Origin of the sequence: Pararhodonellum marinum, assembly GCF_015354735.1 — a bacterium.
Lineage (GTDB): Bacteria > Bacteroidota > Bacteroidia > Cytophagales > Cyclobacteriaceae > Pararhodonellum > Pararhodonellum marinum.
On sequence record NZ_JACEFJ010000004.1, the window covers coordinates 56768 to 74546 of the forward strand.

15 protein-coding genes are annotated in these 17779 nt (G+C 42.9%); 7 read left to right on the forward strand and 8 right to left on the reverse strand.

Annotation, left to right across the window (positions count from 1 at the left end; all coding sequences use genetic code 11):
• Window positions 1–15 precede the first annotated feature (15 nt).
• The gene (gene purH, locus H1A14_RS09540) at window positions 16–1542 is read left to right on the forward strand and encodes a bifunctional phosphoribosylaminoimidazolecarboxamide formyltransferase/IMP cyclohydrolase (protein ID WP_194776029.1); all 1527 of its coding nucleotides are present in this window, start codon (window positions 16–18) and stop codon (window positions 1540–1542) included.
• Window positions 1543–1770: 228 nt separating this feature from the next.
• On the opposite strand, the gene H1A14_RS09545 is transcribed toward purH, so the two are convergent.
• Window positions 1771–2640 (reverse strand): NHL repeat-containing protein, encoded by an 870-nt coding sequence (locus H1A14_RS09545; RefSeq protein WP_194776030.1) that lies wholly within the window; start codon window positions 2638–2640, stop codon window positions 1771–1773.
• Window positions 2641–2908: 268 nt separating this feature from the next.
• Between H1A14_RS09545 and H1A14_RS09550 the strand changes: the two genes are divergently transcribed.
• Window positions 2909–4150, forward strand: coding sequence for a dipeptidase (locus tag H1A14_RS09550; protein WP_194776031.1), 1242 nt, complete (start codon window positions 2909–2911; stop codon window positions 4148–4150).
• A gap of 60 nt (window positions 4151–4210) precedes the next feature.
• Here the strand turns inward: H1A14_RS09550 and H1A14_RS09555 are convergent, their stop codons facing one another.
• Window positions 4211–5272: a cyanophycinase gene (locus tag H1A14_RS09555; RefSeq protein ID WP_194776032.1), complete on the reverse strand. Its 1062-nt coding sequence runs from the start codon at window positions 5270–5272 to the stop codon at window positions 4211–4213.
• 35 nt (window positions 5273–5307) lie between these two features.
• Between H1A14_RS09555 and H1A14_RS09560 the strand changes: the two genes are divergently transcribed.
• Window positions 5308–5451, forward strand: a complete 144-nt coding sequence (locus H1A14_RS09560; protein ID WP_194776033.1) for a hypothetical protein — start codon at window positions 5308–5310, stop codon at window positions 5449–5451.
• Window positions 5452–5790: 339 nt separating this feature from the next.
• Entirely contained in the window at window positions 5791–6738 is a 948-nt protein-coding gene (locus tag H1A14_RS09565; protein WP_194776034.1) for a DUF4097 family beta strand repeat-containing protein, read from the forward strand.
• 522 nt (window positions 6739–7260) lie between these two features.
• On the opposite strand, the gene H1A14_RS09570 is transcribed toward H1A14_RS09565, so the two are convergent.
• The 6 genes from H1A14_RS09570 to H1A14_RS09595 all read right to left on the reverse strand — a co-directional run bounded on the left by H1A14_RS09570 (window position 7261) and on the right by H1A14_RS09595 (window position 14163).
• Entirely contained in the window at window positions 7261–8601 is a 1341-nt protein-coding gene (locus H1A14_RS09570) for a GntP family permease (protein ID WP_194776035.1), read from the reverse strand.
• Window positions 8602–8607: 6 nt separating this feature from the next.
• Window positions 8608–10188: a M1 family metallopeptidase gene (locus H1A14_RS09575; RefSeq protein WP_194776036.1), complete on the reverse strand. Its 1581-nt coding sequence runs from the start codon at window positions 10186–10188 to the stop codon at window positions 8608–8610.
• A gap of 289 nt (window positions 10189–10477) precedes the next feature.
• Entirely contained in the window at window positions 10478–11350 is an 873-nt protein-coding gene (locus H1A14_RS09580) for a glycerophosphodiester phosphodiesterase family protein (RefSeq protein WP_194776037.1), read from the reverse strand.
• Complete coding sequence (locus H1A14_RS09585; protein ID WP_194776038.1) at window positions 11301–11825, reverse strand: GNAT family N-acetyltransferase; 525 nt, start codon at window positions 11823–11825, stop codon at window positions 11301–11303. The genes H1A14_RS09580 and H1A14_RS09585 overlap by 50 nt, the downstream gene beginning before the upstream one ends.
• Before the next feature lie 53 nt (window positions 11826–11878).
• Window positions 11879–12319, reverse strand: a complete 441-nt coding sequence (locus H1A14_RS09590; protein ID WP_194776039.1) for a UPF0158 family protein — start codon at window positions 12317–12319, stop codon at window positions 11879–11881.
• A gap of 155 nt (window positions 12320–12474) precedes the next feature.
• Window positions 12475–14163 carry a DUF885 family protein gene (locus H1A14_RS09595; protein WP_194776040.1) on the reverse strand — a complete coding sequence of 563 codons (1689 nt, stop codon included), beginning with the start codon at window positions 14161–14163 and terminating at the stop codon, window positions 12475–12477.
• 173 nt (window positions 14164–14336) lie between these two features.
• Here H1A14_RS09595 and H1A14_RS09600 point away from each other — a divergent pair, with 173 nt between their 5' ends.
• From H1A14_RS09600 to H1A14_RS09610, 3 genes are read left to right on the forward strand one after another with little or no spacing between them, the layout of a single operon-like run.
• The gene (locus tag H1A14_RS09600) at window positions 14337–15260 is read left to right on the forward strand and encodes a dihydrodipicolinate synthase family protein (RefSeq protein WP_194776297.1); all 924 of its coding nucleotides are present in this window, start codon (window positions 14337–14339) and stop codon (window positions 15258–15260) included.
• Between the two features lie 35 nt (window positions 15261–15295).
• Complete coding sequence (locus H1A14_RS09605; RefSeq protein ID WP_228527710.1) at window positions 15296–16747, forward strand: aldehyde dehydrogenase (NADP(+)); 1452 nt, start codon at window positions 15296–15298, stop codon at window positions 16745–16747.
• A gap of 24 nt (window positions 16748–16771) precedes the next feature.
• Entirely contained in the window at window positions 16772–17770 is a 999-nt protein-coding gene (locus H1A14_RS09610) for a 4-hydroxyproline epimerase (protein ID WP_194776041.1), read from the forward strand.
• Window positions 17771–17779 lie beyond the last annotated feature (9 nt).

Genomic DNA, 17779 nt, shown 5'->3' on the forward strand with positions numbered 1-17779 from the left:
AGATAATCATCAAATATGGCCAACAAAAAAATTCAATCCGCCCTAGTTTCCGTGTATTACAAGGACAACCTTGAACCCCTCATTGCCCAGTTGAAAGCCCAAGGAGTAAAAATCTACTCAACAGGCGGAACCCAGAAATTCATAGAAGACCAAGGTGCTGAAGTCATTCCAGTGGAAGAATTGACCGGGTATCCTTCCATTTTTGGGGGAAGAGTGAAAACCCTCCATCCCAAAATCTTTGGGGGTATCCTGCACCGCAGAGATCATAAAGGGGATGTTTCCCAAGCCAGAGAGTTTGACATTCCGGCCATCGACCTGGTGATCGTGGATTTGTACCCATTTGAAGAAACTGTTGCCTCCGGAGCATCGGAACAAGAAATCATCGAGAAAATTGATATAGGTGGGATATCTTTGATCCGGGCTGCCGCCAAAAACTTCAAGGATGTCACCATCATTGCGTCCAAGTCCCAGTATGCTGAATTGGAGGATAGGCTAAAAAAACAGGATGGCGCAACAAGTCTGGAAGACAGGAAGTATTTTGCTGCACAGGCGTTTCAGGTTTCCTCTCATTATGATACCCATATTTTCAACTATTTCAATCAGTCCGAAAATATTCCTGTCTTAAAAGTCTCAGAAACCAAAGCAAAAGCCCTTCGCTATGGGGAAAACCCACATCAAAACGCACATTTTTACGGAGATTTGGAAGCTCTTTTTGATCAATTGAATGGAAAGGAACTTTCTTACAACAATTTGGTGGATGTAGATGCGGCTGTGGCCTTGATCGCTGAATTTCAGGGAGAGACTGCCTTTGCCATTTTGAAACATACCAATGCCTGTGGGGTGGCCACTGCTGATTCTGTCAGAGAAGCTTATCAGAAAGCCTTTGCAGCTGATACCACCTCTGCTTTTGGTGGGGTGTTGATCACCAACCAAACTGTAGATCTTGCTGCCGCAGAAGAGATGAATAGCCTCTTTTTTGAAGTCCTGATTGCTCCAGAATTTGATGACAATGCCCTAGCTGTACTCAAAGGGAAGAAAAACAGGATTTTATTGAAGCAAAAGATCCAACTTGAAGGGACCAAGCAAATCAAGACCTTACTCAATGGCATCATCGAGCAGGACAAAGACCTAAAAACCGAATCCAAAGCAGACTTTAAAGTTGTGACCAAAGTGACACCTACTGAGGCAGAAAAGGATGCTTTGGTTTTTGCTGCCAAAGTCTGCAAACACACCAAATCCAATACGATCGTGCTCAGCAACAACAATCAGTTGTTTGCGTCCGGAGTAGGACAGACATCAAGAGTGGATGCCCTGCTACAGGCCATTGAAAAAGCCAAATCCTTTGGCTTTGAATTAAAAGGTGCTGTGATGGCATCAGATGCCTTTTTTCCTTTTCCGGACTGCGTGGAAATTGCCCACAAAGCAGGTATCACTGCGGTGGTTCAGCCGGGCGGAAGCATCAAAGACCAAGACAGTATTGATTTCTGTGACGCACATGGCATGAGTATGGTGATGACTGGAGTGAGGCATTTTAAGCATTGAAAAGATTTGGAGGTTTGATCATGACACCAATTGATATTTGATAGTGATACATATTATGTATGGATACAAATATTGCATTGAAATCGCATCCTGTTAAATGCCTTAATGAATTTAAATAAAAAGCGGCTTGGGAAATTTCCCAAGCCGCTTTTTTTGTCCTGTTCATTTAAAGGCAATCAGCTGGTATGATTTCTGTCAAATCATATGACATTAAACAGCTATTACCGATCAATAATCCAATTTGTAAGCCACCACTTTATTTTTAAAGAAAGTAGGTACGAGTACCAAATCCTGAGAAGGAATAAATTCAATGTCTGCTGTATTGGATTCCTGATCCTTGGTATCCAGTAATTTGGTTTCCTTTTCCCCTTCAATCAGCCAGATCTCACCCTGCCATCGGCTGGCCAAGAAAGCATCATCATCTAAGATAATCAAACCATCCCCTCCTGTCACAATGGCATTTACAACCTCAAAGTTGCCATCGGAGCTGTATTTTTTTAAACCCGAACCATCCAAGCCATAAACCGTACCATCATCTCTTACCCTTAGTCCATTGATATTTTCCTGACCTTCGGCAAAGAGGGATACGGAACCATTCTGTAACAAGTGGATATTGCCCGCCCTCATATCAGAAAAATATACCCTGCCTTCATGGGTATCCACATCATTCAGAAATTGGGCACCATTGACTCGGTACCGATTGGTGATTCGGGCAGTTTCGGTATCGATTTCCACCAATTCATCTATGTCAGTCACATAGAGCAATTTTCCCACAATACCCATTCCTTTAGGTGCATTCAGGCCTTTGACCCATTCTTTGGTAACGATTTTACCCTCTAGGTTGATGATGGAAATAAATCCATTCCCGTCTTTGACAGAAGGATCTCCATTGATATTGGAGACATAAATTCTTCCAGACTGAGGGTCATAAAGTACTGATTCACAGGTGTTCAATTCAGCCGGTGTTTCCCAGACCATTTCGAGACTGGGTTCTACCGGAACCACGCGGACAGCTTCCGCGCTGTCTTTGGCACCGCATTGCCAGAAAAGCATGGCATAACATGCAATGAGCGAAAATAGGGAGAGTGGATTTTTCATGGTTGTGATTTTTTTTAAAAGTACTTCAAATTTACCAATTTTAAGGAAAAAGTGGAAGTTTTAGAACTTTTGACCAACAAATCACTTTTCCACCAGAGATTTAAAAGAGAAATCAATAAATTCAAACTTCTTACCAATGAATTTAAAAAAGTTTGTTTGCCTACCGGCTACAATCACCCAAAATTAAAACCAAAAGGGACCGCTTATCATTCTTTGAATCAAGGATTGTCCTGATTTACTTATTTTAGTAAATAAACCACCTCTAATAATGAAGAAAATCATTTACACCCTGACTGTTTCATGCCTGTTCCTGGCCTGCAATGCGGTTGAAAAAGAACCCGACTATTCTAAAATGACCGATGCCGAAAGGTTGGAAGCAGCTACCAAGATGGCAAGGGAAACCATCATGGTGGATGGACACGTAGACCTTCCCTATCGCATGAAAGTGGGAGGATTCACTTTACAAAGAGAGATTTTGGATGTGTCGGAGCGGACCGATGGGGGTAATTTTGATTATGTGCGTTCGAAAGAAGGGGGCTTAGATGCTCCATTTATGTCCATTTATATTCCCTCCGGATATCAGGAAAGAGGAGGGGCTAAAGCCCTCGCTGATTCCTTGATTCTAATGACCGAAAGGCTGGCCAATACCTGGCCGGACAAATTTGCCATGGCTTATTCTCCCGATGATATTGAAAATAATTTCAAAGATGGTAAAATATCCTTGCCAATGGGGATGGAAAACGGCGCTGCCCTGGAGGATGACCTGAATAATGTAACCTATTTCCATCAAAGAGGCATTCGATATGTCACCTTGACCCATGGAACAGATAATCTTATCGGAGATTCCTCTTATGATACTACGGCTACCCATGGGGGTCTCAGTGAATATGGGAAACAAGTTGTCAAAACCATGAACGAGGTGGGGATCATGGTGGATATTTCCCATGTATCAGACAATACCTTTTATGATGTTTTGGAGATCACACAAGTTCCTGTCATTGCCTCCCATTCTTCTGCCAGGCATTTTACCCCGGGTTTTGAGCGGAACATGGGTGATGAGATGATCACGGCATTGGCAGAAAACCAAGGGGTCATCATGATCAATTTTGGGGGAAGTTTCATTGATTCAGCCTACCAACAGGGTGCAAACGAGGTGAGAGAACATTTGGTCAATTGGCTGGCTGAAAATGAGCTTAGCCGGAATGACCCTGAGGCAAAAGCATACATAGAAACGTACACTGCAGCCAACAATCCGTTTCCCAATGTGCAAAAGGTAGCGGATCATATCGATCATGTGGTGGCACTTGCCGGGATAGATTATGTGGGCTTGGGCTCTGATTTTGACGGAGTGGGAGACTCACTGCCCACAGGTCTTAAGGATGTTTCCATGTATCCCAATCTGATAGCCGAACTGCTCAAAAGGGGATACAGTCAATCGGATATTGAAAAAATATGTTATCAGAATATTTTCAGGGTATGGAGAGAAGTGGAGCGTTTTGCTTCTTCCTAAAAGGAAAAAGGTCATTTGGGATTTGGAAGTTGAACCATTTCCCAAATGACCATTGAAATACTATTCCTTCGCTCTCGTTTTTAAGGTGCCGTTTTCCACAAACCAAAAGTCAGAAAAATTAGTATTCCACTCCTTGAGATCAAATGCTTCTAGGTTACTGGAGCTACTGGTCTCCAAGGATTTCAGGGCACTTTGGTTTAAATCCCAAGTGAGCGGCGTGCTGTTGCTCAATTGCTCCGGCGCTTGATCAGGATCATTTTCTTTGACAAAATAGACTTGGTTCTGACCCATAATCTGAACTTTTCCGTCTCCATCAATGACAGCGGCAGTCCGCTCATCTACTGCAATTCCCTTTAAAGCCTGTCCGTTGCTTTCTTCTTTCAATCTGGCCATAAAGGCCACCAGTCTTCCTTCCCGGTTTCTTTGGGAAAAGTGTTGGTCGGTGATGGTGTTTTGGAGTAAGGGATGGTTGATTAGACTTGACCTTCTTACAGTGAGATTTGGGTCAAAGGGATTGGCCAAAGCCTCTGCACTGATGATACTGTTGTTCTCTCCAGTGTACACAAATTCCCCCATGATGGCACAGCCTGCACTCGTACCCCCTATGGGGATTCGTTTTTCATGAATAAGGTATTGGATGGCCTCTTCCACTTTGGTTCCCTCCCAAAATCGAAGGTACTGGGATTGGTCTCCTCCGGCTATAAAAAGTGCCTCAGCATTTTTGAGCGTTTCAAAAACACGGTCATCATTGGCACCCGCCGCGCTATTGATCAATAAGGTTTCCACCGAATTCAGCTGACCGAGTTCATACAGGTAATCATTGTACCCATCAGCACCAGAAGACCGGATGATGACAAAATCACCGCCCCCGGACTTTTCTATCATCCAACGCATGGCTTGGTCCACATCCGTGCTGCCACCCATCAACACCAAGCCCGATTCGGTTTCTGTATCTACATCTTCAGGATTGCCTACTCTTCCCAAAGAGTGTGGGTTTTGATCAGTAACAGGTGGGGTTGGGGGAGGGGTAACCTCCTGGCTTTGGCAGGAAGTAAGTCCTAGGCCTATTAAAAAAACAAGGGGGAAAAGTGGGATTTGCATCAGTTTCATAAATCTTTTCATTTTTTACTTCTCAAAGGGCAAAGCTAAGGCTAAAAATGGAGAAAAGCTCAAAGCGCATAGATGAAAGTAAGGAAAACAGGATATCAGAAAATCAGATGAAAAGCTTGAAGCTCAAAGGTGAAAGTGGTGGAAAACAGAAAAACAGGATATCGGAGAACAGGAAATCAGAAAAAAGCTAATAGGAGAAATTTGAAAATCTAGATATGGACAACTTGATAACCTGATTACAGGATGATTGGGCAGGCCTAACCTTTGCAAAGTATGATTTGGTCTAGCAACTTTGATCGTTGGTAACCATCAAATGTACGAAATTGGACAAGGTAATATTTTTTCTAAGTGATGCTTACCATTTGAATGCTAGGTTTTTAATGGTGGATATGCCACTTAAATTGATTTTTGACAAATATTTTCGGGACATCAAAAAAAATTTTTTATCTACGATTGTTTCTAAAAATATTTTGGCATTTAGTTAGTCAAGTCTATTCCGAAAACCAACAAAACTATTTAATAATCACATTATGAAAACTTTAAAAACTATTTTCTTTAGCACTGCCCTTGGGTTGGCAATCATGTTCGGCCTTACCTCATGTTTGGATAATGACCTTTCTGTCGTAGCAGATATTCAGGAGGACTTCGACAACATCACGGAAATCGAAGTCGATGGTGGGTTTCTCGACGTAGCATATACCGGAGAAACCGGAAAACAAAATGTCAGTTTGAATGCGTTTTTGAAAGCGAACTCTAACAAAAGAACTTCAATTGACTATAAGGTAGAAGGATCAAAATTAATCGTGAAGGTGAGCTCTAAAAGTGGATTTTTGGGAAATTTCCGAAGTGAAGGCCACATAAGATTAAGTGGTCCAAAAACTATGCTTGTTGATTTGGAGACCGGGTCAGGAAATATTACCGCATCGGATATTGTTGCTATAGAGCCAAACTTTTTTGTAGGATCAGGCAATTTGAAAGTCAGTAGGGTCAGTGCCGAAACTATGTATTTAACTACCTCCTCTGGTACATTGTCAGGACAGGATTTGACTGGGAAAATCCTAAGTATAACTTCTTCAGGTAAAATTGACATTCAGAAGGTGGAAGGAAATTTAGATGCTAGCGGATCAAGCGGGGAGTTTAAATTAAAAGATATCAATGGCTTGGTAAATGCCGTCATTTCTTCAGGTAAAATCGAAATGCAAAATATCCTTGCCCTAGGAAACGCACATGTTTCTTCAGGTAAAATTTCAGCCATTAACACAGGATTGGACCCCACCACAAACATCAAAGTTTCTTCAGGAAATGTAAACATCCAAACATTCAGTAATCTGGGTGATTTCAATTATAACATTTCCGCAGGTAGTGGCAGGATAAGGGTAGGAGAGAGTCAGTCTACCGGCGATTTGGTCATCATCAATGGATCTGCTCACACCATTAATGGAGAAGTGAATTCAGGAAATATTGAAATCGTAAATTAGGTCTGATTGGACACCCAGGAATAATTAACAATTTAGGCGTTAAATAGATATTCCCCAACGGAATGTTTAACAATTCGCAAAGTTGATGAATATTTCCGAAATTTCTTAAAACATTAAAAAAGGAAAACAAGAAACTAATTTATAGTTGTGTTTTATGTTTAGCACCTGCATCTATAAACATACTATTTCCAAGTAAGTTGTTGGTCTTAATGTCAAATCTAGCTCATCATGAAAATGGAGAATTGATACTTAATCGGATTAAATTGATATTTAATGGCATTTAGAAAATAACTACCAATTGGGAGATTTAAATCTAATAAGTGTAACAAATTCTTGAAATTAAAAATGTACGAGAAGCTAGTAAAAACAGGTAGAATTCCTTCTTTAAAAAATTTCTTTTACTGATTTTAGTGTTTTTGTAGACTTCTAAAGTAGCCAAAAACTGCCTTGAGGTTGAATATTTTTTGATGGGGAAAAATAGTTCCGATTTCTAAAGGCATTGGACCAAAATCGAATAAGATCCTAAGCCATCAGACTCAACACCAGGACGGTAACCAAAGCCGTGATCCCCATCAACCCGGTCAAAAGCGAATAGCTTTTTAAGGCCTCCTTGACCGTCAAGCCGGTAAACTCTTTGACGATCCAAAAGTAACTGTCATTGGCATGGGATATGGTCATGGCTCCGGCTCCAATTGAGGAAATGATCAGGACGGTTCCGAATGCTTGATCCTGAAAGGCCACAGGCAAAATTGATAGGACAATGGAAGCCGAAATGATCATCGCTGAGGTGCTGGAACCCTGGGCAGTTTTTAAAAATGCCGTCAAACCATACGCCAAAAGAATCCAGGTAGCATAAGAGGCAGAATGAAGGTCCAAGTTTTCAAATAGCTGTTCTAACCCGGATTGCTTGAGGATGGCCCCAAAACCAGCACCTGCTCCGGTCAATATCAGGATTGGGCCGGCAATCTCAATCCCTTGACGGAAAGAAAGTCCCATCAGGGGGTTTTTAGAACTGGGGTCTTTTAATACCATGAAACCTAAGGTCAGTCCAGTAGCAATAGCCACAATGGGATTGCCTAAAATAAGAAAAAGCTGAATCAATATTTCTGAAGTCAAAAAATCGGTTAGGTTGCCTAAAGTAATCAGTAACAAAGGCAAAGCAATGACTGTAGCAGATGCAAAGGCACTGGGTTTGGCTAAAGCCAAGGTTTCAGGCTCCGGTATTGGCTCCCTTACTACCTTACTTTCCGGAAAAATGTGTTTGAAGCGCATCGCCCACCAAGCTGCTACCAGCATAACAGGAATGGAGACCAAAATCCCCACCACCAAGACCAAACCCAACTGCTTTTCCATACCAAAAATCCCTGTAACAGCCAAAGGTCCCGGCGTGGGAGGTATCAGGATATGGGCCAGATACAATCCACCAGCCAACGATAGGGCGAAAGTCAAAGGAGAATAACCTGAGGTCTTGGCCAGGTTTTTACCAATGGGATTCAAAAGGATAAATCCCGAATCGCAAAAAACCGGAATCCCCACCACCACACCCATAAATGTGGTGCTCAATGCTGGAATTTTTTTGCCTATTCCCTGCCATAAGGCTTCTGCGATGCTTACAGCGGCGCGGCTTTTTTCCAGTAAAACCCCGAATACACTACCTAAAATAATGATCAGTCCTATCTGCCCGATCAAAGCCCCGAAACCAACCGCAAAGGCTTCGAGTGCTCCCAAAAAATCAAAACCTGCCGCCATCCCTACCCAAATTGAGGCGGTTACCAGGCAGATCAGGGGATGCAGTTTGAGTTTGGAAGTGCCAAGGATGATCCAGATTATGGCTCCAATGATATGTAATAACAGCAGATTCAAAACGGCCTAACGATCCAAGAGGTACCACATGTTGGGATCAACTACTACGGGTGACTTGCTGTCCACAAAGGTAGGTGCTTTGGATAGGGTCACCCTTTTGATCCCTTCGGAGGTTTCCACTTCCATAGGAAGCATGAAATCCACATTTCTTAGGCTAATGTTGTACCCTTTTTTTCCTTTTTTCGAGATTTTAACCTTCGGTAGCTTGGTCGTGTAGAGATACAAATCAAAAAATCCCTCAAGATCCTGGTTGCTGAAAGTTTGTACAAAACCTATAAAATCACGGGTTGTCACAAAGTTTTCGTAAGTAAACCGATCATCATTGGCAAAGGCTTTGACCATCGGGAAGAACACCTCATCCCCTAGATAAAACCTCAAAGAATGCATGATGACCGCCCCTTTGGTATAGATTTCCGGATGGTAGGCCTCGTCAGAAGTTGAGTTGACAGGGGATACCACCGGTTTTTCATTTATAATCTGACGCATGGTGGCATGCACTTTATCTACGTAGGCTGATTCACCCCCATGTTCCAGATAAAAAAGGAAATCTCCGTAAGCAGTCAAACCCTCATGGATCCAAAAATCCGCCCAATCTTTGACTGATACTTTGTTTCCAAACCATTCATGGCCCAGTTCGTGATGGAGAAGCCAGTCATATTGGACCGATCCCATTGGTACAAACTGGAAATTATTGCCATAGGCATTGATGGTTTGGTGTTCCATACCCAGATAAGGTGTTTCCACCACGGCTATTTTATCTTTGGCAAAGGGAAAAGGACCAAAGTATTTTTCATGCGTGCGGGTACTGTTTTCCAAAACCGATAAAAGGGCTTTGGCTTTGTCCCGGTTTTCCTGCAGCACATAGACCATCATGGGAATTTCAGTCCCATCCACCGATGTAAAAGTGGTCTTCTCTTCATGAAAAATTCCTAAAGTAAAATTGATGTTGTAATTGTTGATGGGATATTGGGTGGACCAATGGTAGGTGATATTGTCCCCTTTTTCCTCCGTTCGAACCAGTCTGCCATTGGAGGCTACGAAATAAGGTTTGGGAGCGGTCAGATAAAGATCAACCCCATTGATTGGCTCGCTGGATGGGTGATCGAGGCAAGGCATAAAGATTTTTGCACCTTCGTTTTGTGAACTTAAGCCCATCCAATGGTTGTCAAACTCATCCATTTCCCAAGTAAAACCGCCCACCCAAGGCGGATTAGGTGCTATCGGCGTAGAACCGCTATAGTAAATGATGACCTCTTCGCAAGTACAATCCATCGGATATATGTCCAAAATCTCGCCCATATGCAAAAAATTTACTTTTTCTCCATCCATGATGACCCTTTCTACTTGATAGTCACTAATTAGATTCAACCTCAGTGTATCCAACTTTTCTGGCGCCTCAAAGGTAACCTTCACCACTCCGCTGATTTCATGGGATTCAGGGATGATTTCAAGGTCCAACTGGTAATGGAGGACTCTGAATTTGGTTTGGAGAGGGTCAATTGGCCCCCCCCAAGTCCAAGCCTCTTGGGTTTGGGCTGAGGCGATGAAGTAAAAACAAATGAATAAAAATGTAAGAGGTAGCTTCATACCAGAGGATTTAAAGACAAAATTTAAACAAATTCGGGGATTAATAAAATTTGTCTAAAGAAGTGCCGTGCATTCGAAATATCGAACCAGTTAAAGTTAGGGCATTTCCTAAACCAAAATTCCCATCAATATTTAGTTTTTTTATTTCAGGAGGCGATGCTATTGAAGTAAAGAGCAGAAAAAGGATATTCAAAAATAAATATTGATACGATCATTCCATTTATTTTATTCGACGTGTTGAGGAAAGCTGCGGGATGGATATGTTGTGCTATTTTCTCCAAATATCAATTTATTGAATCTTCTCCAATGCTGAAATCAAAGAAAGTGGATAATCCGAAACCAGAATTCTCGGACTGCGGTTTTGGATAAAATCCAGGTAAACTTCGATCCCTTTTTCCAGTGCTTCCTGATCTATCGTACCCATAACGTCCGTGATTATGGGCAAACCGGTTTTTTGGACCTTTTCATATAGGTCAAGCGGAGCGTCTTTATTGAGGTAGGCCAATAAGTAATTGGGGTCTTCCATGGCGCAAAGGTAATTGTCGATGTCTTCGGCCTTTTCAATCAAGACAGATACCAAAAAATCACTTTCCAACTCAAAGGCTTCCCTAGCCCTCGTCTCAGTAAAGGTAAGTACCATCACTTGTTGCAGCATTTCGGCCTTTTTCACTTCACCCACAACTTTCTTCAAAGGGGCCTGCTTGACATCAAGCATAAGGTACACCTCGTTTGCTTTGGCCCAATCCAAAACCTTGTCAAATCTGGGGAGGGGTTCATTGTTATCCAAGAGCATTACCGAATCTAAGTCTGAACTTTGTAAATCGGAAATAAGTCCGCTATGGGTAGTGGTCCTGTCAAGCGTAAGGTCATGGAGGAGATACAATTCACCATCCGCACTTTCCATCAAGTCTATTTCGTGCATCAACAGGCCTTTTTCTTTGGAGATCTTCATGGCAGCGATGCTGTTTTCAGGGAAATCAGGTGTGGGGACCCCTCTATGAGAACAGACAATCAGCTTGTCCTGAAGAATTTTTTCAGGTAGACTTTGCCCAAAAACCCCAATCGAAGTGAGCGAAAATAAGGTCAGCAAGAGTGAATTTTTCCGATATGACCTAGGCAAGGCGGTCAGCAGGATGATATGGGTCTGCAAGATCCAATTCATATTTCTGGAGTTTTAAAGCCGGCCCAAACTCCATCAAAGGTTTTTCTTCGGTCATCTGGAAACCGAATTTTTGGTAAAGGTGGGCAGAGGCGGCTAGATTATCTGTAGTCAAGAGGTAGGCTTGTTTGTAGTGTCTTTCGATCAAAAAATCCATAAATTCATGCATCAACTGTTTTCCTAAACCTATGCCCCTGTAAGGTTTATCGATCAAAAAATACCGAAGCTGTGCGGTGTAATCACTTCGGTGCATCCCCAGCAAAAAGCCAATCATTCTGTTTTGATGTTCGCAGACCCAAACCTTATCACGACTAGGGTCATAACGTTCCATAAACTCCAAGAGGGATTCAATGACGTACTTTTCGAAACCGAGTTTAAAACCATACTCCTCATGGTAAATCTTTCCATGCAAGTGTATGACATATCCCAAGTCTCCTGCTTGGAGTTGATGACGGATATTTATATCTCTCAGGGTCATTCCTGAATGTAAGATTTTTTCGGATTATGAGCAAAAAATAGTTCTGTGTTACTTTAACCTTCTTCTGTGTAATTGAAGGTATCCACTTGTTCAAGCACCCAGTCTTTGTATTTGTCCATCCTGTATTCCAACCATTTGTCTTTGTAGGAGGAGCTGTCAATCAGGAATTTAAAGGAGGTTGCGGCCTTGGGTTTGCTTAAGGCGTCGATTAGTTCATCCTGAAATTTCTTGTCTCTGACGATCCTGTCAGTAAAAGATTCCATCATTTGGTGCTCTTCAGCCGCTTCCATTTTGGTGAACTCAGCATAATTGTCAGGATTTTCGTCAATTTCATCCAAAATATCCTCTTCGTCAGGAGTCAAATCGTAGTTGAAATAATCTTCATCATCAGGTAATTGGTAGATTTTTTTCTTGTCCAACTGATAAAAACAAATCATTCCCTTCAATAGCTGAGCAGCTATTTTTTCTACTTCTTTTTCAGATAGGGTAAACATGTTGGGAAACCGTAAAATTTTGAGAAAAATAAGGAACGGATATCATATATCAAAAATAAATTTACTTGCAGATCAAATTTATACAACAATTTTTGAATTTCATGTAAATCGTTCAGGATCAGTTGTCCTGTCCATCTATTGATCATGTGGAAGAGTCAATCCAGAAACTTCCACTTACTTTGGTGATTTTTATCTAAATTTTCCCCTTTGATTCTACTCCTTATCAACTCAACCGGGATGGAATTTTGCGTAAGAATAAAATCATGAAAATCTTTTTCAATCATTCCTCCGCGGTCCACCATTTCGGCTTTGAGGGCGTCAAATTGCAATCCCCCAACCATATAGGCTATCTGATAAAGCGGGCCATATCGGCCTGTAAAAGAGCGCCTTACCTCAGCCTCGGCATTGGCCCTCTCATGCCCTACTTTTTCTACCAAAAAATCGATGCATTCCTGAGGACTCATGTTGCCCATGTGGTAATTGAGTGAAAAAATGATGCGGGCACAGCGATGCATGCGCCAAAAGAGCATGCCTACCCTATCTTCTGCTGATCTTGGAAAATCTTTATCCCACAGATTAAACTCCCAATACAGTGCCCAGCCTTCCGTCCAAAACGCTGTATTGAACAACCTCCGGTAGGGTTTGTGTCTTTGGTTCATAAACTGCTGTAAATGATGACCGGGGATCAGTTCATGCTGCACGGTGGCCCTGGAAAAGTGCGGATTATTTCCCCGCATGCTCATCATTTTGTCTTCATGGGCCATTTCAAGTGTAGGATAAGCGATCTGTATCACCTCCCCTCCCAGGAAAAACGGGCTTACTTGCTGCGCACCTGCAGAAAGCATGGAGGTTCGCCAAGTTTCTTTGGCAAGTTCAGGTACGGTGATCAAATCCCTGCTCTCCACAAAATCAATGGCCTCTTCCGCTAAAGCCACTACATCTTCAGGCCATTGTCCAGCTGGGACATAAGTGTTTTTCACCATTTCTAAAGCAGCTTTCCAGTCTGACCCAAATCCCAACTCGTTGGAGGCCTTTAACATTTCCGCCTCACACCAGGCAAATTGTTTCTCCGCTTCTAGAATCAGTTCCTCCGGGGTGTAGGGGATGAACTCAAATTGCAATTCTTTTTCAATGGCTGTTTTTCCAATAGGTTTTCCGATGATGCCACTTCCATCATCTTTGACCAATGTATTGTCATAATGATCCTTCAAAAAAGTTTCATAATCCATAAGACTTTGCCGTAGTTTTTCCCAAGGTTTTTTCATCCACCAAGTAAAAGCTGGATCATAGCCATCATAAAAACCAAAGGCTTCTTCTGTCTGCATCCTTATTTGGGTGATGGCCTGTGCGGCCAGATCGGCCTTTTGCCAGCTTTCAAAGGGGACTTTCATTTTTTGGTCCTCCCAAGCTTTGGTCAGTGCTTGTTGACAATTGTCAAATGCGGCTGCAAGTTTGGGAGAATCCGGTCGTACTGCGCGCCTTCGCTCTTGATAGAAAGTTTTCAATGGAAGCGCAAAGTCCGTCACCTGCTGCACACTCCGATAATCCTGCTGTTCCTGATTGCGGAAGTACAACTGCTTATTAAGATGATTTTGAAAGAGAACATAATCTATCTTTGCGTCTTCCGACAAGGTTTCATACTCCATATTCTGCAAGAAACCCAACCAATCCCGGTGCAACTTTTCCATTCTTTCAAAATATTCTATGGAAAGTGGATTATTGTATTTGCGATTTAAAGCACCCAAATCAGCTTGGTACTGCATGATGGACTCATAGAGCTCAGATGCAAAAACTGTGAACGAGAAACTGAGAAAGCAAAAGATAATTAAAAGAAATTTCATCATGGTCAATTTTTAAAATGGAGCTTTTTGCCTGAAGAATAGCAGCATTCCAGTCAATCAATATAGAATTTTAAAATTGACATTAAAAAAAATAAATGCAATATGTATCTTATCCCTCCAATGGCAGAATTGCATTGGCAAGTGATAGACATCCAGCAAAAAAACAGATCAAAATTATGAATTGGACAGGCGTGTTTCCCGCAGTAACCACCAAATTTTATCCGGATGGCAATTTGGATCTGGAGAGCTTCTTGATGAACCTAGATGTTCAACTTGAAGCGGGTGTACACGGAATCATCCTCGGGGGTACCTTGGGAGAATCAAGTGTGCTCAGCCAAAAGGAAAAAACCCTTCTCGTCAAAGAGACCATCCAGCATGTCAAAGGTAAAGTTCCAGTGATTTTGAATATTGCTGAAGGAGCTACGTCTGAGGCCATATTTTGGGCGCAGGAAGCCGAAAAGCTGCTTGTGGATGGGTTAATGTTACTTCCACCCATGCGCTATTCCCCCGATGAGCGTGAAACCCTGACTTATTTTAAGAGCATTGCCAAGGAAACCGGACTCCCGATCATGATTTACAACAACCCAATAGATTACAAAACCTTGGTCAGCTTGGATGTATTTGAGCAGTTGGTGGAGATGGAAAACATCCAAGCAGTCAAGGAATCCACGCGGGACATCTCCAATGTGACCCGCATGATCAACCGATTTGGGGATAGGTTCAAGATTCTTTGCGGGGTGGATACCTTAGCCATGGAGAGTTTGTTGATGGGAGCCGATGGCTGGGTAGCAGGCCTGGTTTGTGCTTTTCCAAAGGAAACTGTTACCTTGTTTAATCTTATTAAAGCCGGTCATATAAAAGAAGCTTTGAACCTATACAGATGGTTTCTACCTTTATTGGAATTGGATATCCATCCTAAACTGGTTCAGTACATCAAGCTTGCTGAACAAATGACAGGAATAGGTACTGAATTTGTCCGCCCTCCCAGACTGAATTTGATCGGGGAAGAAAGAGAAAGAATCACATCCCTCCTACAAGAAGGAATCGAAAAAAGACCCAGTATTGAACAAATCGAACAACAAATTTTGTTGTCGAAGTAGTGAAGTAAAAGCCTTTAACCTAAAAAAAATCCACCATGCCTATTGACTTAGATCACATCCTGGAAAGAGCCCAGGAAGCCTTTCTTTTTTTCAAAAATGTCCAACCCAAAGAAAAATCTGCATTTATCAGGCAAATTGCCAAACAGATTGACGCCATTAGAACGGAGTTGATTCCAGTAGCCAGCAAGGAGTCTAATCTGCCTGAGGGACGGATCACAGGGGAATTGGGCAGGACGCTTGGACAAATCGGCCTATTTGCAAATTTGGTTGAGGAAGGAAGCTGGGTAGAAGCGACCATAGACCTTCCTGATCCTTCCAGACAGCCGGCCCCCAAGCCTGATGTCAGAAGGATGATCACCCCACTTGGACCTGTAGCTGTCTTTGGAGCCAGCAATTTCCCACTTGCTTTCTCCACCGCCGGTGGAGATACCCTTTCTGCCCTGGCAGCAGGTTGCCCGGTTATTTATAAAGCCCATCCTGCCCATCCGGAAACCTCCAAATTGGTGGCTGGTGCCATCAAAAAAGCCATTGAAGTATCCGCTCTTCCCGAAGGGATTTTCCAACATGTGGAAGGAGGTATAGAAATGGGCCAAAACCTTGTCAATCATCCGTTGCTTCGCGCAGTAGCCTTTACCGGATCACATCAAGGTGGGAAATCCCTTTTTGATCTGGCCAATAAAAGAGAGCATCCCATTCCTGTGTACGCCGAGATGGGAAGTGTCAATCCGGTTTTTACTTTTCCTCAGAAGTTGGGTAAAAACCTTGAAGCTTTAGCGAAGTCTTTTGTGGGTTCTCTCACCATGGGAGTGGGCCAATTTTGTACCAATCCAGGTTTGATTTTCGTTCACAAAGATCAAGAAAAAGAATTCTCGGATGCGGTCAAAGCAGAACTTGAGGACATCGCAGCCGCCCCCATGCTGCACGAAGGCATTGCCCAGAGCTATTATGACTCATTGCAATACCTGCAAACCAGAAATGAGCTGGATTGGGTCAAGGTGGCAAAACCAAAACACCTGATCAACGGCAGCGCGGCCTTAGCCAAAATCAAAATCAAAGACTGGCTCAAAGATGACCATTTCCAGAAAGAAGTTTTCGGGGCTTTTGCGCTCATGGTGGTTTACCATAATAATGATGAGCTTTTGGAAGTAGCCCATAAGCTGCAGGGACAGTTGACTTGTACGATATGGGCGGAGGATGATGAGCTGAAGGATCAGTTGTTCCTAATCAATCTATTGGAAGAAAAATGTGGCAGATTGCTTTTCAAAGGGGTTCCTACTGGTGTGGAAGTGGGTTATGCCATGCAACATGGCGGACCTTATCCATCTACTACAGATAGTCGCGGGACCTCAGTCGGGGCTTATGCCATCAAACGATTTGCTCGCCCCATTGCGTTTCAGGATATGCCTGAATCCTTACTTCCGGATGCCCTCAGAGATGATAATCCACTTGGAATCTGGCGTTTGGTGGATGGAAAATACACCCAATAGGCAAGTTTTTCTAAGGGACTTTGCATGAGAAAAACCTTTAGCTGCATAGATGCCCATACCTGTGGCAATCCGGTTAGGTTGGTTACGGGTGGGGTTCCTTTCCTTTCAGGAAATACCATGTTGGAAAAACGAAGGCATTTCATGGATCAGTTTGATTGGATCCGCAAAGGGCTGATGTTTGAACCGAGGGGACACGACATGATGTCCGGGGCTATGTTATTTCCGCCCCATGACCCTGAAAATGATGCCGGTGTTTTGTTTATAGAAACGAGCGGATGCTTACCCATGTGTGGTCACGGTACTATAGGTACCGTGACCATAGCTGTGGAAGAAGGACTGATTATTCCGAAAAAACCCGGGTTTCTCAGGCTAGAGGTTCCGGCGGGACTCATTGAAGTTAGTTATGAATTGAAGGGAAAAAAAGTAACTGCTGTGACCTTGACCAATGTAGCCAGTTTCCTCGCCGAAAAGGATATTGAAGTGTTCAGTGAGGAGTTGGGGCGGTTAAAGGTAGATGTGGCTTATGGAGGGAATTTTTATGCCATCGTAGATGCTCAGGAAAATTTCCCGGGTCTTGAGCACTTCAAAGCCGAACAGCTCGTGGCCATGAGCCGAGCTATCCGCAAAAATCTCAATGCATCCCATTCATTTTCCCATCCCCATCATCCACAAATCAGCGGAATTTCTCATATTTTATGGACAGGGAAACCAATTTCTGCCACGGCTACAGCCAGGAATGCCGTGTTTTATGGAGAAAAAGCCATTGACCGGTCACCTTGTGGGACAGGTACTTCCGCAAGGATGGCCCAGTGGTATGCCAAAGGTCAGCTTGAGAAAGGGCAGGAATTTATCCATGAAAGCTTTATAGGTTCTCAATTTATCGGGAAAATTGTTTCGGAGGCGAAGGTCGGAACTTACTTTGGGATCATTCCAAGTATACAGGGTTGGGCCATGGTCACCGGCTACAACACAATTATCTTAGATGATGAGGATCCTTACGTTCACGGATTTCAGGTGATCTGAATTCTTTTG

Excerpts from the sequence above, each read along its gene's own strand:
- H1A14_RS09610 (WP_194776041.1), top strand. The coding sequence starts at position 16,772 with ATGAGAAAAACCTTTAGCTGCATAGATGCCCATACCTGTGGCAATCCG.
- H1A14_RS09545 (WP_194776030.1), bottom strand. The coding sequence starts at position 2,640 with ATGAAAAATCCACTCTCCCTATTTTCGCTCATTGCATGTTATGCCATG.
- H1A14_RS09575 (WP_194776036.1), bottom strand. The coding sequence starts at position 10,188 with ATGAAGCTACCTCTTACATTTTTATTCATTTGTTTTTACTTCATCGCC.
- H1A14_RS09565 (WP_194776034.1), top strand. The coding sequence starts at position 5,791 with ATGAAAACTTTAAAAACTATTTTCTTTAGCACTGCCCTTGGGTTGGCA.
- H1A14_RS09580 (WP_194776037.1), bottom strand. The coding sequence starts at position 11,350 with ATGAATTGGATCTTGCAGACCCATATCATCCTGCTGACCGCCTTGCCT.
- H1A14_RS09595 (WP_194776040.1), bottom strand. The coding sequence starts at position 14,163 with ATGATGAAATTTCTTTTAATTATCTTTTGCTTTCTCAGTTTCTCGTTC.
- H1A14_RS09550 (WP_194776031.1), top strand. The coding sequence starts at position 2,909 with ATGAAGAAAATCATTTACACCCTGACTGTTTCATGCCTGTTCCTGGCC.
- H1A14_RS09560 (WP_194776033.1), top strand. The coding sequence starts at position 5,308 with ATGGAGAAAAGCTCAAAGCGCATAGATGAAAGTAAGGAAAACAGGATA.
- H1A14_RS09605 (WP_228527710.1), top strand. The coding sequence starts at position 15,296 with ATGCCTATTGACTTAGATCACATCCTGGAAAGAGCCCAGGAAGCCTTT.
- H1A14_RS09555 (WP_194776032.1), bottom strand. The coding sequence starts at position 5,272 with ATGAAAAGATTTATGAAACTGATGCAAATCCCACTTTTCCCCCTTGTT.
- H1A14_RS09590 (WP_194776039.1), bottom strand. The coding sequence starts at position 12,319 with ATGTTTACCCTATCTGAAAAAGAAGTAGAAAAAATAGCTGCTCAGCTA.
- purH (WP_194776029.1), top strand. The coding sequence starts at position 16 with ATGGCCAACAAAAAAATTCAATCCGCCCTAGTTTCCGTGTATTACAAG.
- H1A14_RS09585 (WP_194776038.1), bottom strand. The coding sequence starts at position 11,825 with ATGACCCTGAGAGATATAAATATCCGTCATCAACTCCAAGCAGGAGAC.
- H1A14_RS09600 (WP_194776297.1), top strand. The coding sequence starts at position 14,337 with ATGAATTGGACAGGCGTGTTTCCCGCAGTAACCACCAAATTTTATCCG.